General features: G+C 75.2%; 14 protein-coding genes. 2 read left to right on the plus strand and 12 right to left on the minus strand.

Annotated features, from left to right (window positions below):
- From AB0L40_RS21565 to tsaE, 11 genes are all read right to left on the minus strand, one after another.
- On the minus strand, positions 1–762 hold a 762-nt coding region (locus AB0L40_RS21565), incomplete at its 3' end, for a methyltransferase domain-containing protein (RefSeq protein ID WP_364359479.1).
- Between the two features lie 97 nt (positions 763–859).
- Positions 860–2,905 (minus strand): APC family permease, encoded by a 2,046-nt coding sequence (locus tag AB0L40_RS21570; protein WP_364359482.1) that lies wholly within the window; start codon positions 2,903–2,905, stop codon positions 860–862.
- The gene (locus tag AB0L40_RS21575; RefSeq protein ID WP_364359485.1) at positions 2,898–3,140 is read right to left on the minus strand and encodes a hypothetical protein; all 243 of its coding nucleotides are present in this window, start codon (positions 3,138–3,140) and stop codon (positions 2,898–2,900) included. The genes AB0L40_RS21570 and AB0L40_RS21575 overlap by 8 nt, the downstream gene beginning before the upstream one ends.
- Complete coding sequence (locus AB0L40_RS21580) at positions 3,137–5,047, minus strand: APC family permease (protein WP_364359488.1); 1,911 nt, start codon at positions 5,045–5,047, stop codon at positions 3,137–3,139. Before AB0L40_RS21580 ends, AB0L40_RS21575 begins: the two co-directional genes overlap by 4 nt.
- Positions 5,048–5,171: 124 nt before the next feature.
- Positions 5,172–5,621: a hypothetical protein gene (locus AB0L40_RS21585; RefSeq protein WP_364359491.1), complete on the minus strand. Its 450-nt coding sequence runs from the start codon at positions 5,619–5,621 to the stop codon at positions 5,172–5,174.
- The gene (locus tag AB0L40_RS21590) at positions 5,618–6,802 is read right to left on the minus strand and encodes a YbdK family carboxylate-amine ligase (protein WP_364359494.1); all 1,185 of its coding nucleotides are present in this window, start codon (positions 6,800–6,802) and stop codon (positions 5,618–5,620) included. The genes AB0L40_RS21585 and AB0L40_RS21590 overlap by 4 nt, the downstream gene beginning before the upstream one ends.
- A gap of 38 nt (positions 6,803–6,840) precedes the next feature.
- Entirely contained in the window at positions 6,841–7,908 is a 1,068-nt protein-coding gene (locus AB0L40_RS21595; protein WP_364359497.1) for a redox-sensing transcriptional repressor Rex, read from the minus strand.
- 103 nt (positions 7,909–8,011) lie between these two features.
- Positions 8,012–9,016, minus strand: a complete 1,005-nt coding sequence (gene tsaD, locus AB0L40_RS21600) for a tRNA (adenosine(37)-N6)-threonylcarbamoyltransferase complex transferase subunit TsaD (protein WP_364359500.1) — start codon at positions 9,014–9,016, stop codon at positions 8,012–8,014.
- Positions 9,013–9,693, minus strand: a complete 681-nt coding sequence (gene rimI / locus AB0L40_RS21605; protein ID WP_364359503.1) for a ribosomal protein S18-alanine N-acetyltransferase — start codon at positions 9,691–9,693, stop codon at positions 9,013–9,015. Before rimI ends, tsaD begins: the two co-directional genes overlap by 4 nt.
- Positions 9,690–10,487, minus strand: coding sequence for a tRNA (adenosine(37)-N6)-threonylcarbamoyltransferase complex dimerization subunit type 1 TsaB (gene tsaB, locus AB0L40_RS21610; protein WP_364359506.1), 798 nt, complete (start codon positions 10,485–10,487; stop codon positions 9,690–9,692). Before tsaB ends, rimI begins: the two co-directional genes overlap by 4 nt.
- Positions 10,484–10,966 carry a tRNA (adenosine(37)-N6)-threonylcarbamoyltransferase complex ATPase subunit type 1 TsaE gene (gene tsaE, locus AB0L40_RS21615; RefSeq protein ID WP_364359509.1) on the minus strand — a complete coding sequence of 161 codons (483 nt, stop codon included), beginning with the start codon at positions 10,964–10,966 and terminating at the stop codon, positions 10,484–10,486. The genes tsaB and tsaE overlap by 4 nt, the downstream gene beginning before the upstream one ends.
- Before the next feature lie 36 nt (positions 10,967–11,002).
- On the opposite strand from tsaE, the gene AB0L40_RS21620 reads away from it, so the two are divergent.
- Positions 11,003–12,454, plus strand: coding sequence for a hypothetical protein (locus tag AB0L40_RS21620; RefSeq protein WP_364359512.1), 1,452 nt, complete (start codon positions 11,003–11,005; stop codon positions 12,452–12,454).
- Between the two features lie 85 nt (positions 12,455–12,539).
- Here AB0L40_RS21620 and AB0L40_RS21625 read toward each other — a convergent pair whose 3' ends face one another.
- Entirely contained in the window at positions 12,540–13,322 is a 783-nt protein-coding gene (locus AB0L40_RS21625) for a hypothetical protein (RefSeq protein WP_364359515.1), read from the minus strand.
- 126 nt (positions 13,323–13,448) lie between these two features.
- On the opposite strand from AB0L40_RS21625, the gene AB0L40_RS21630 reads away from it, so the two are divergent.
- Entirely contained in the window at positions 13,449–13,805 is a 357-nt protein-coding gene (locus AB0L40_RS21630) for a hypothetical protein (protein ID WP_364359518.1), read from the plus strand.
- The last annotated feature ends 20 nt before the right edge of the window (positions 13,806–13,825 follow it).

A 13,825-nucleotide genomic window follows, 5' to 3' on the forward strand; every position in this document is an offset into this window, starting at 1 on the left:
CGCGGCCCGGAACCCCGCGGCCGCCTCGTTCCCCTCGCCCAGCACGGCGATCAGCGGGTCCCGCAGCGCGGCGAACGCCTCGGCGCCGAGGGCGTCGCGCCCGGCGAGCCACATGGGGTGGCGCTCCATCCACTCGTCCGCGAACGCCTCGGGGCTCGCGGCCTGGAAGACGTGCTCGTAGCGCTCGGTCGTGACCGTGGCGCCGTGGGCGGCGAAGAGCTCCTCCAGGTGGGCCGGGTCGCCCCAGTTGCGGACGACGGTGTCGGCGTCCGGGGCGACGGGGCCGGCGGGGTCACGCTCGCCCGCCTCGTCCATCGCCCGCCACAGCAGCCCGCTGCCCGCGGCGATCGCGCCCTCACGGGTCCAGGTGGTCAGGGCGACCCGGCCGCCGGGCGCGCAGACGCGGACGAGCTCGGCGACGGCGGGCTCCGCCGGGGCGAAGATCACGCCGAAGACGGAGACGACCGCGTCGAACGCGTCGTCCTCCGCGGGCAGTGCGAGCGCGTCGCCCTCCTGCCAGTCCACGTCGACCCCGGCCGCGCGGGCCCGGCCCGCGGCGACCTCCAGCAGCCGCGCGGCCTGGTCGACGCCCGTGACCTGCGCGCCGCGCATCGCGGCGAGCAGGGCGGCGTTGCCGGTCCCGCACGCGACGTCGAGCACCCGGTCGCCGGGCACGATCGCGGCGGCGTCGACGGCCCGCTCGGCCGCGGGCGCGAGCTGCGTCGCGGTCAGCTCGTAGGTCCCGGCGCTCCAGTCGATCATGGCCCGACCCTACGGGTGCACCGAGCCTCGCCGCCGTCCGGGCGCGCTCCCGGGTGGGCGGGATCGCATCGCTCGGGGCGGGGCCCGGTCCCCATCCTCAGAGCTGCTCGAGCCAGGCCTCGTCCTCGGCGGTCAGGCCGCCGTCGTCGTCGGGCCCCGCGACGGCCTCGCGACGGCGGCGCATGACCTCCTCGGTCTCCGCCAGCGACGGGGCGCCGAGGATGACCTGGCAGCGCGCGTGGTCGACCACGTAGCGGGCGGTGGCGCCGAGGGCCTCTCCGCGGCCGCCGCGGGCCCCGAGGGCGGCGCCGGCGCGGCCGCTCTTGGAGCGGCCGGTGGGCGGCGGGGCGACCATGATGATCGCCTGGCAGCCGCGGCGCTCGGCCTCGTCGACGATCGCCCGGCCGTAGGAGCGGGCACGGACGGCGGACGTCGCGACGCGCACGCCGTCGTACTCCTCGCCGACCGCGCGGGCGCGGGCCAGCGCGGCCTTCGCCTCGGCGCGCTGTGCGTCGGGCAGCGGCCCGTCGATCGGCAGCGACATCGGCAGGACGTGGATCCAGACGGCCTCGATGACGGCGTAGCCCTCCTCGAGGTCCGTCTCGTCGTCGCCGCCGGCGAGCCGGCCCGCGGTCTGGATCAGGTCGTCGTCCAGGGCCGTGCCCAGCACCGGGACGAGGATCGAGCCGTACTCGACCGGCTTCTCCTCGCGGCGCAGCGCGGCGTCGGGGACGAGCACGCGCCCGCGCACCGGCAGGTGGTGCGAGCGGCGGTAGGCGACGTAGGCGACGATGCCGATCGCCATCCAGATCAGGCCGACGGCGCGTGCGGCGGGGTGCGAGACGACGATCGAGACCCAGACCAGGGCGCTGAGCACGGCGCCGAGGACGGCCGGCAGCGGGACGGCGGCGCCGCGGAAGCGCACGTTGAACGGCACGCGGTAGTCGCGCACGGCCTCGGGCTCGGCGAAGCGCAGGCGGATGATCGAGACGTGGGCGATCGTGACGGCCGTCATCGCGCCGAACGCCATGGTCCCGACGAGCGCGTCCATGTCGCGGAACGACACGAGCACCATCGCGACGACGCCGGCGGCGGCGATGACGAGCCACGGTGTCCCGAACTTCGGGTGCAGGCGCCCGAGGCGGGTCGGGAGCTGGCGGTGGCGGGCGAGCTGGGCGGAGATCCGACCCGCGCTCGACAGCGACGCGAGCGCCATGCCGCCGAGCGTCGTGGCGGCCGCGACGCCGACGACGACCTTCAGGACGTCGATCGCGGTGGAGTCCGAGAGCCGGTCGATGATCCCGATCACCGGTGCGTCGACCCAGCGGTCGCCCAGCGCGGTGTGCCCGTCCTGCACCGGCAGCGCCATCAGGCCGACGAACGAGATGCCGACGAAGACGACGAACATCACGATCGGCAGCGACGTCACGAGCCGGCGCAGCTCGCGGCGGCCGATCGACACCTCGCCGGCGAGCCCCGACGCCGACTCCAGGCCCGTGACGACGACCATCGCGGCGCCGAGCCCGAAGAGCACGCCCTGCCAGTCGGGGCTCGTGCCGAGGTCCAGGCCGTTCGTCAGCGACCCCGGGTCCTTCAGCAGCGCGAAGCCGAGGACGACGACCAGCAGCTGCAGCAGCAGGTCGACGGCGACGATGATCGCCAGGCGCGCGACCCGCGTCGCCGGGCCGCCGGTGCCGCCGCGGATCGCCCGGACGGTGACGAACAGCAGGATGATCGCCGCCAGGGCGATCTCGGTCTTGCCGTCGGACGTCTCGTGCCAGACGACCTCGAGGTAGTTCGTCGCCGCGAGCACCGCGCCGGCGGTCAGGAGGACGGAGTCCAGGAGCAGCGCCCACGCCGCGATGAAGCTCCAGACCTCGTCGAACGCGTGGCGGGCGAAGGTCGGGGACCCCGCCTTCTCGGGGTGCAGCGCGGCACCCTCGGTGTAGGTCATGACCGCGAGGCCGAAGAGGACCGCCGCGGCGGCCATCACGAACGGCGTGGCGCCCAGGGCGTTGCCGGCGATCGGGCCGAGCAGCAGGTAGAGCCCGCCGGCGACCGACGCGTACGTGATCGCGAAGACGGTCGGCGAGCCGATCGTCCGGTGCAGGAACGCGCGGCGGCGGGAGGACGGGTCACCCATCGCGGCGCTCCGGGTGGGTCGGTTCAGATGGGTCGCGGGGCTGGGCGAGCGTCGCGCCGCGCCAGGCCATCCAGGCCCGGCCGGCGCCGGCGACGGTGAACAGCGCGCCGATCAGGACGCCCTGGGCGATCGGGCCGCCGCCGCCCGCGATCGTGCGGACGATGATCGCGATCCCGATCAGGCCGACGATCGAGGAGAGCACGACGGTCGCCGAGCCGTAGAGACCGCGGTTCACGAGTGGTGCTCCTGCAGCTGCCGCACGGTGCGGGCCTCGGGGTCGGACTGCAGGATGACGCGGCACGGCCGCTCGGCCATCACGGTGTCGATCGAGCGGTAGATGCTGCCGGAGCCCGACCGCGGCGGGATCGACATGACGATCGCGCGGGCCTTCGTCAGGCGGGCGTCTTCCACGACCGTGCGGCCGAACTGCCCGGCACGGACCTTCACCCAGCGCGCCTGCAGGCGGTTGCCGATCTGCAGCCGGGCCTCCTCGATGAGGGCTTCGGCCGCGCGCTCCTGCTCCGGCATCCGGGCGTCGATCGGCGACGACTGCGGGACGACGATCGGGACCATCAGGTAGATCCCGCGCCGGCGCCTGGCGGCGACGCGCGCGGCGGTGGCCATCGCGGCGTGCGAGTAGCGCAGACCCAGCAGCGCGACGATCACGGACTCGTACTCGGCCTCGTGGTCGACGACCGCCTCGGGCGTCGCGATCTTGTGCGTCGTGCGGAGGTCGAGGCCCTGGTTGCGCCGGTAGAGCGGGTAGATGATCAGCCCCGAGACCATCCAGACGACGCCCGCCAGCGCGACGGCCGGATGCAGCCCGACGACCACGACGAACGCGATCCCCGTGCCGAGGCCGCCGACGATCGCGAACAGCGGGTACGAGACGCCGCGGATCGTGATGTTGCCCGGGCCCCGGTACGGGCGGTCGAAGTCGGGCTCCCGCCGGCGCAGCGCGATCACCGACACGTGGGCGATCGTGAACGACAGCATCGCCCCGAACGCGTACATGTTGGACAGGAACTCGGCCTGGCCGGGGATCACGGCGAGCCCGGCGAGCGCGCTGAACAGCAGGATCCCGACCCACGGCGTGCCGAACTTCGGGTGCAGCGTCCGCAGGCCGTCGGGCATCTGGCGGTGGACGCCCATCGAGTAGACCAGCCGCGAGACGCCGATCACCCCCGCGTTGGTCGCGAGGAAGAGGATCGTCGCGGCGAGCAGTCCGACGTAGATCTGCGTCGGCTGCTGCAGGAACCCGAGGTCCATGTTCTTCACGACGCCGAGGATCGGGTCGCCGGCGAAGCCGCCCTTGTCCTCCGGCAGGCCGAGCAGGGTGTAGTAGCTGCCGTCCTGGGCCTGCTTCACCGGCAGGGCCGACAACGCGACCATCGGCAGGAACGCGTAGATCGCGAAGACCGCGATCACGACACGCTTGATGGCCGCCGGGACGGTGGTGCCGGCGTCCTTGGCCTCCTCGGCCATGTTCGAGATCGTCTCGATGCCGGTGTAGGCGACCATCCCGATCGGGATCGCGATCAGGAAGTCCTTCCACTGCGGCGCGACGCCGAGGTGGACGTTGTCGATCAGCGTGTCGGGCGAGAACACGAGGAACATGCCCAGGCCGACGAGCAGGACCTGCGTCAGGAAGTCCGTGACCGCCAGCGCGATGTTGACGCCGGCGGACTCCTTCGCGCCGACGATGTTGATCGTCGCCAGGATCGCGATCACGACGAGCGCGAAGCCGACGTCGCCCGGGGCGTGGCGCAGGAAGTCCAGCGGCTCCCACAGCCCGCCGATGTAGTGCGGCACGAAGTACGAGCTGATCGCGATCGTGATCGTGTAGTTCAGCATCTGGCCCCATGCCGCGAAGAAGGACCAGAACTCGTTGAAGGCGCGGCGGGCGAAGCTCGAGGAGCCGCCGGCCTCCGGGTACATCGACGTCGCCTCGGCGTACGTGGCGGCCGTCAGATAGAAGATGACGCCCGTGATGATGAAGACGACGGGCGTCAGGCCGAGCGCGAAGCCGGCGACGAGCCCGAGGGCGTAGTAGATGGACGACCCGACGTTGCCGTAGGCCGTCGAGAAGAGCGCGTTGGTCCCGAGGACGCGCTGGAGTCCGTGGAGTCGGCGTTCGGCCATGGCCGGTCGGGCAGTCTACGCCGGTATGCGGCCGACACCCGCGCGGGTGTCGCGTTGCCAGCGGTGGAGGGCGATCGCGCCGCCCCCGACGTCCGGGGACGGCCGTCGCCGCGTCAGATCGGCGTTACTGGCCGGGGACCCAGAGGCGTCCGCCGGCGGGTCCCTCAGGACCGCCCTTCGCGGCACCGCCGGCCGAGCTGGGGCCGCCGGGCTGACCCGGGGCGGGCGTTCCGGCCTGCTTGGCGAAGGCGACCTGCAGCTGCGACAGCGCCTGGTCGACCTGCGAGGCGTTCGGCCCCAGCAGCGGCTTCGCGAGCGGCTGCAGCGCCCGGATGACCTCGATGGCGAGGCCGAGCTGGTCCAGGTCCGGAGGACCGGCCTCCTCGGGGCTGCCCGCCAGGCCCGCCCGACGGCCACCGAGCTCGATGAAGCTCGCCAGCGACTGGACGAGGACCTCCTCGACGCGGATGTTCCGCATCTGGTCCTCGTAGGCGGCCATCATCTCCTCTTGCGTGGGCTGCCGCTCCTCGCCGCCCTCGGGCTGACCGGCGCCGGTGGGGTCCTGCGTGCTCACGTGGATCGCTCCTGGGGGTCGCTTGGGGATGCCGCGGAAGGGGGGTAGGTCGCCTGCGTCTCGGCGACGGACGCCGCGAAGGCCTCGGCCGGCGAGGCGCCGTCGGCGACGCGGTCGCGCTGGCGCTCGGCGCCGTTGCGGTCGGGCAGGACGGGCTCGATGCCGAGCTCGGAGCGGACCGGGGCGGTCCACGCCAGCAGGCGGTCCAGCGCGGCGGCCGCCGGGTACTCGGTGGCGGTGTCCCAGTCCACGAGCGACCCGGAGCGTCCGTCGCGGATGGCGCGCCAGACGTTCTCCTCGATCATCCGCGCCGGGACGGGCTCCAGCGGCCGGCCCTCGTCGTGGTCGCGGGCCGCCTGCAGCGCGCAGGCGACGATCAGGCCGGTCAGGGCCTCCGCCTCGGCGGCGGTGCTCTGCGCGTCGCAGATCCGGACCTCGACCGTGCCGAACGAGATGTGGGGCCGGACGGACCACCAGACCTGGGTGTACTCCTGGATGGAGTTCGTCGCCTGGAGCAGCTCGAGGTAGCGGCAGAACGCCTTCCACGAGCCGAAGTGGTCCGGCACGCCGCAGCGCGGGAACGACTTCGTGAACGTCTGCGTCCGGATCGAGTGCAGGCCGGTGTCGATGCCGTCGACGAACGGCGAGTTGGCCGACAGGGCCAGCAGCATCGGCAGCACGGGCCGCAGGCGGTCGCAGACGGCGATCGCGCGGTCGGCGTCGCGGACGCCGACGTGGACGTGCAGCGAGAACGTCGCGTTGCGGCGCGCGACCCAGCGCAGCCCGTCGACGACCCGGCGGTAGTGCTCGGTGTCGATGAACGACTGGTGGCGGTAGTCGTCCCACGGGTGCGTGCCGGTGGCGCCGAGCGAGATGCCCAGGCGCGCGGCGTGCGCGAACAGCCGCTCGCGGTGCACGCGCTGGTGCTCGAGCGCGTCGCCGAGGTTCTCGCCGCGGCCGGAGCGGATCTCGATCTCCGTGCGGATCAGCTCGCCGGCGACGGAGACCGCGAGCTCCGGGTCCTTCGCGGTCGAGGCGCTGAGCTCCTCGAAGCGCGGGACGAGGTCGAGCGTCGAGGTGTCGAGGAGCATGAACTCCTCCTCGATGCCGACGGTCCCGTCGGTCCCGGTGGCGTAGGCCTCGGTCGCGGAGGGCAGGTCGATGACGGCGTCGGCACCCATCAGCGGGTGGCCTCCGCACGCGGAACGGTCTCGAGCATCTAGGCGAGGTAGTAGTACAGGGCGTGGAGCAGGTCCACGGCGGGGCTTGACGTGTGCACCGTCACCTCGGCGGGCGTCCGGAGCAGCGTGCCGCTGTAGTTGAAGATGATCTGGACGCCGGCGTCGACGAGCTCGTCGGCCAGGCCCTGGGCGGCCTTGGCGGGCGAGGCGATGACGCCGACGACGACCTCGTTCTCGCGCACCACGTCGACGAGGTGGCGGACGTCGCCGACCGTCAGGTCGCCGAGCGGCGTCCCGATCTTCGCCGGGTCGTTGTCGAGCACGGCCACGACGTCGAAGCCGTGGTCGGCGAACGTGTCCGAGCCCGCGATCGCGCGGCCCAGGTGCCCGGCGCCGAGCAGCACGATGCCGACGTGCGTGCTCGTGTGCAGGATCGAGCGGATCTTGACGACGAGCTCCTCGACGTCGTAGCCGACGCCGCGCTTGCCGAACCGGCCGAAGCCCGAGAGGTCGCGGCGGATCTGCGTCGAGTTGACGTGCGTGTGGGCGGAGAGCTCCTGCGAGCTCATCGTCGCGCGGCCCATCTTGCGGGCCTGGGTCAGCGTCTGGAGGTAGCGCGAGAGGCGCTCGGCCTGCCCGACGCCGAGCCGGACCTCGGGCACGACCGGGTCCGTGACGGGCTCGGACTCGATCTCCGTCGTCGCGACGACGTCCGGGGTGAGCACCGGGCTGGGGGTCCGCGCGATCGGCCGCAGGGGCTGCGCGGCGATGCGGCGGGCGGCGACGGCCGACAGCGGCGTGGCGCTCGAGGCGCGGCGGACGCCCTCGGCCCCGCCGACGGCGTCGCGGCGACGGCGGACGTCGCGCACGGCCTCCAGGACGCGCTCGGCGTCGACCGCGAAGTCGCAGAGCTCCTCGCCCGCCACGGCGACGACGGGGATGCGCTCCAGGTAGCGCGCGTGCAGCCGATCGTCGCGCTCGATGTCGACGGTGCGGACGGAGAACGGCTCCTGGCTGCGGAGCGCCTCGAGATCCGCGAGCGCGTCGGCGCACAGGTGACAGCCGTCGCGTAGGAACACGACGACCTCGATGGGCGGGGCGGTCACCCCCCGATGTTCTCACGTGCGGCCGGCGCGGCGGGGACTCGCCGTGCCGCGGACCGGCCGCCGCCGGGGTCGGTCGCAGCCCGGATCGGCGCGGTGGACGGGCTCAGCGGGCGGCGGTGGCGGCCGGGGGCCGCTGGCCGGTGGCGTACGCCTCGAGCCCCGCGACCTCGTCCGGCGCGAGCGCCGGACGGAACCGCGCGACCGCGGCGATCATCGCGGCGTTGTCGGTGCACAGCGCACGCTCGGGGATCGCCACGTCGGCGGGCATGGCGCGCAGGCGCTCGCGCAGCGGCCCGTTGGCCGCGACCCCGCCCCCGACGGCCAGCCGGTCGACCCCGGTGGACCGCAGCGCGCGCTCGACGCGGACGGCCAGCGTCTCGACGACCGCGCGCTGGTAGGACGCCGCGAGGTCGGCCCGCCGCGCGGTCGCCTCGGCCTCCCCCAGGTCCCGGACCTTGTAGAGGAGCGACGTCTTCAGGCCCGAGAACGAGCAGTCCAGGCCCTGGACCTTGGCGCCGGTCGGGAACGCGAAGGCCTCCGGGTCGCCGTCGCGGGCGAGCGCCTCGAGCGCCGGGCCGCCCGGGTAGGGCAGGCCGAGCAGGCGGGCGCCCTTGTCGATCGCCTCGCCGGCGGCGTCGTCGAGCGTGCCGCCGAGCTCGCGGATCCGGTCGTGGTCCTCGACGTGCGAGAGGAACGTGTGGCCGCCCGAGGCGACGAGCGCCACGAACGGCGGCTCGAACGACACCGGCTGCAGCGTGCAGGCCAACAGGTGGCCCTCGAGGTGGTCGACGGCGACGAGCGGCAGGTCGCGGGCGACGGCGATCGCCTTGGCGGTCTGCAGCCCGACGAGCAGCGCGCCGACGAGGCCCGGGCCGCGGGTGACGGCGACGCGGGAGACGGCGTCCAGCGTGATGCCGGCCGTGCGTAGCGCGTCGGCGACGACGAGGTCGCAGCGCTCGGCGTGGGCGCGGGCGGCGAGCTCCGGCACGACCCCGCCGTAGGCGTCGTGGATCCCCTGGCTGGAGATGACGTTGGAGCGGATCCCTCCGTCGTCGTCGACGACGGCCGCGCAGGTGTCGTCGCAGCTCGTCTCGATCGCGAGGATCACGGGCGGCCGCGCCGCTGCGGCGCCCCGGTGAGGTCCGGCACGTCGGGCGGCACCGGGCCGCGGGAGCCGGGCGTCCCGCCGCGGCCCTCGTCCTCGGCGCCGGGGATGTCGTACGTGCGGCCCTGCAGCGTCGCCGGGGTCCGCCACATGATCAGGGCGTCCTCGCCGTCGTCGCGGTAGTAGCGGCGGCGGACGCCGACCGAGAGGAAGCCGAGGTCGTCGTAGAGCCCGCGCGCCCCGGTGTTGGACGGCCGGACCTCGAGCGTGAGGCGCGCCTCGTCGGCGCCCGCGCGCTCGATCACGTGCTCCAGGAGCCCACGGGCGATCCCCTCGCGCCGGCGGTTGGGGTCGACGCAGACGTTCATCACGTGGAACGCGTCGTCGTACTTGGAGACGATCGCGTAGCCGACGAGGGCGACGCCGGACGCCGAGCCGGGCTCCCCCGCCCCGAAGGCGCGCGCGACGACGCAGAGGCCGCCGGACTTGGCGGTCTCCAGCACGAACATCGCCAGCGACCACGGCGCGTTGTAGCTGCGGCGCTCGATCGCGAGCACCTGCGGCATGTCGGAGAACGTCAGGCGCTGGATCGCGACCCCGCGCGACGGGCGCGAGGAGCGGGCTCCGCGGCGGTCGCCCGGAGGAGGCTCGGGGGAGGTGTGGGGGACGGGGGGGCTCACCGGCGTTCCGCGGTCGGCACGGCGTCCGCGTCCCGAACGTACAGGGGCCGCACCAGATCCGGCGCCGCGACGGGCATCGCGGCCGCCGCGCGGATCAGCGCGAGCCCGTCGACGGCGTGCGCGGCGGGGTCGTCGGGGACGACCACGCCGGCGGCGCGGAGGACGTCCGCGAAGGCCACCGCGCCGTCGCCGACCGCCACGAACGGGAGCTCCGGCAGCGCGTCCAGCGCGGCCGCCAGACCGTCCTGCGCCACCGTCCACGGGAGGGCGGCGTCCGGCCCGGCGACCGGCGCCCCGGCGGCGAAGGAGGTGAGGAAGAGCTCGCGGCGGCGGGCGTCCTGGACCACGAGGACGGAGCGGCCGGCGTGCCGACCGCCGGGGCCGGCGGCGGCCTCCGCCAGCGCGGCGGGCGTCGGCACCCCGACCAGGTCGGTGCCGTGGGCCAGCGCGAGCGCCCGGCCCGTCGCCACGCCGACGCGGATCCCCGTGAACGTGCCGGGCCCGAGCCCGAGGACGATCCGCGTGACGTCCGGCCACGTCGCGCCCGTCTCGCGCAGGACCTCGTCCGCCAGGCCGAGCAGCAGCCGGGTGTGGCCGGGGCGCTCGCCCGCGGCGGGGATCGCGATGCGGGCGGCGGTGGCGGGTGCATCGCCGGGTCCCGCGGCCCCCGCGACGGTGGCGGGCGTGGCGGTGTCGAGCCCGAGGGTCCAGCCGCCGGCCGTCGGACCCGCGCCGGACGCGGCCGCCGCGGTCGCGGTCGGGTCGGTGGCGGGCGCCGCGTCGGCGGCGGTCACCGCGGTGCCCGCCACGTCAGCGCGACGTCGCGCTCGTCGGCGCCCGCGTGGTCGAGGGCGACCTCGAGGACCACGCGGTCGGCGATCAGGTCCACCGCGGGCGCCGGCCACTCGACGAACGCGACGACGTCGCCGGCCAGCTCCTCGGCGATCAGGTCCTCGTCGTCCTCCCCCAGCCCGGCGAGCCGGTAGAGGTCGAGGTGCGCGACGCGGACGCCGTCCCCGTCGTAGCGGTGGGCGAGCGCGAAGGTCGGGGACGTCACGCGCACGCCGGCGCCGAGCGCCGCGGCGGCACCCCGCACCAGGGTCGTCTTGCCGGCTCCGAGCTCGCCTCGCAGGAGGACGACGTCGCCCGCCCGCAGGCGCGTGGCGATCGCGGCCCCGAGGGCCTCCGTCTCGGTGGCCGACGCGGTCCGCAGGCGCCCGTCCGGGCGCGCGCCGCGGGTGGCGCTCGCGGGGGCTTCGCTCTCGGGACGCATCGCCGCCGAGTCTACGTCCTCTACGCTTCGCCTTTCGTGCCGTCCGACGCTCCCACGCCGGTGGATCCAGGACGTCCTGGGCCCTCCGAGCCGTCCCCCGCCGCCGTCGGCCTGATCGCCCGGTTGAAGGCGGCCCGCGAGACCGAGACCGGACGGACCGCCGAGCTGGCGGCCGCGTCGATGCTCAACAACGCGATCCAGCTGCTCTTCACGGTGCTGCTGACGCGCCTCCTGGGCAAGACCGGCTACGCGTCGCTGGCCGCGCTCGTCGCCGCGTTCCTGATCCTCCAGGTGTCGGGCCAGGCGATGCAGGCCGCGGCCGCGCGGGCGATCGTCCGCTGGACCGAGCGCGGCCACCACGAGCCCTACCGCGAGGTCTGGGGCTGGACGCGCCAGGCGCTCCTGCTCTCGATCGTGGCGCTCGTCCTCGGCTGCGTCTTCCGCCAGCAGCTCGCCGACCTGATCGGCGTCGGCCCGCACCCGTGGGCGGCCGCCGTGCTGCCGGTCTCGGGCACCCTCTTCCTCCTCGTCTGCCTGCAGCGCGGCGCGTTGCAGGGGCTCGGCGACTTCGACGCCGTCGGCGGCTCGATCGTGATGGAGGCCGTGCTGCGGCTCGGCGCCGCGATCGTCCTCGTCGCGATCGGCATGGAGGTCACGGGCGCGTTCGCCGCGGCCCCCATCGCGTTCGCCGTCCTCGCCTTCGGGATGGACCGCCGCCTGCGTGCCAAGCACGTCGGGGACGCCGACTCGATGGCCGAGGCCCAGGCCGGCGGCAAGCCCGTCCCGCTCTGGCAGCTGGCGCAGTGGGAGCGGACGGTCATCGTCTCCCTGCTGCTCGTCGCGATCATGCAGAACGTCGACACGATCCTCGCCAAGCGCGAGCTCGACGACTCCGTGGCCGGGTCCTACGCGGCCGCGGCCGTAGCCGCGAAGGCCGTCGTCTGGGTCGCCGTCGGCGTGGCGCTGCAGCTGCTGCCGGAGGCCACCCGCCGGGCGGTCGCGGGCGAGAACCCCCACCCCGTCCTGCGGCGCGCGATCGCGTTCCTCTTCCTGATCGGCCTGCCGGCGATCCTGATCTTCGTCGCGATCCCGGGCTGGCTCCTGCGCACCGCCTTCGGCCCGGAGTTCGACTCGGCCTCCGGCGCGCTGCCGCTGCTGGGCACCGCGATGCTGCTGCTCTCGATCACCCTCATGTCCGTGCAGTACCTGTCCGCGATCGGCCGGCACCGCCACCTCGTCCCGCTGGTCGTCCTCGCGATCCTCGAGGTCGCGTTCCTCGCCCGCCACGGGTGGTCGGCGACGGAGTTCGCGACGATCGTGCTCGCGTCGCAGGCGGTCGCCGCGGCCGTCACCCTCGCGCTCGCGTGGTGGACCCCGCCGGCGGAGAGCGTCCGCGCGGAGTCCGGCGACGGCGTCCCGGAGGACCTGGTGGCGCCGCCCGGCGTGCCGGCCCGCGGAGCGACGGCCGAGACGCCGGCCGTCGGCTGACCGGCGGGCGCCTCGGCAGCGGTGCCTCGCGGCCGAGAGGCGGCATCTCTGCCGGCCGGCCCCGCTGGCGCTCGGCTCCGCCGGCTCAGAACGGCCAGGACAGCATCAGCGTGCTCGTCGTGGTCGGGGTCCGGACCTTCAGCCGGGTGTAGAAGAGCCGGCCGCCGTCGGTGCGGACCTCGCTCGCCGTCACGCGGACGGCCACGCGGCGCCTCGCCGTCGTCGCGCCCTGCACCGACGCCCCGGTGCCCGTCGCCGTCGCCCGGCCCGACCCCCAGCCCTTCCAGCGCAGCCCGCGCAGGTCGAACCCCGACGCCGACGTCGCCGGGACGAACGCCGTCGCCGCGTCGAACCCGACCGCCCGGCGCACGAGGCACCGCGTCGGCTTCCGCCGCTGCACGCGCACCGCCTTGGCGCCGGCGGTCGGGAAGCAGCCCAGCGTCGTGCGGCTGCGGGCGTCGCGCGGAGCCGCGCCCGACGGCGTGCAGGCGGCGAGGTCCTGGCCCACGTCGTCGGGCACGCCCGCGTCGGCGCAGCCGTTGAGCGCCCCGACGCGGCCCGGGATCACCGGCAGCCAGGGGCCGTTCGGGCCGGTCGTGCTGCGAGCGATCACGAACGTCGTCCCGCCGCCCAGGCAGCCGGGCGGGTCCGGCGAGATCCCCTCGATCCGGGCGTAGGAGTCGGTGCCGGCGGGCACGGTCGAGACGAGGAACGCGGAGCAGCTCGTGCCGGAGGCGGCGACGCCGAGGTCGCGCAGCAGCGCGGTCTGCTCGGCCGGCGTGGCGGGGCGGTTGGCGAGGGCGGCGGACGGCAGCAGCAGCGTGCAGGCCAGCGCTGCGCCCGGGACGGACAGCGGGAGACGGGACATGGCGCGGAGCCTACGCCCGGCGGGCGCCTCCGCGCCGCCGTTCGCCGCCCCGACCGCGGATGGCCAATTCGTCCAGATCGCGCCCCCGGAGCGGTCCCGAGCGGACGGACGGCCGATGCGAGGGCCATGGCACGGACCTCCCCCACCGGCGGCTACGGGCTGCCCGGCTTCGCCGCCCGCCGCTCCCGCGCGATCCCGGACAGCGCCGAGCCGTCGGCGCTGGACCGCGAGTGGGCCGAGCGGCAGGAGCACCAGCGCCACACCGACCTGCACGCCGCAGCACACGCGGCCGCGATGCGCAACGCCCGGCCGTCCTACGGCGCGGTCTCGGCCCTGCTCGCGCTGCTGGACGCGGACCTCCACGACGCCCTCGTCGCCGCGCTGACCGCGGGCCGGGGGCGGTCGGCCCGCGGCCCGGAACCCCGCGGCCGCCTCGTTCCCCTCGCCCAGCACGGCGATCAGCGGGTCCCGCAGCGCGGCTAACGCCTCGGCGCCGAGGGCGT

This window comes from Patulibacter sp. NPDC049589 (assembly GCF_040675535.1).
Lineage (GTDB): Bacteria > Actinomycetota > Thermoleophilia > Solirubrobacterales > Solirubrobacteraceae > Patulibacter.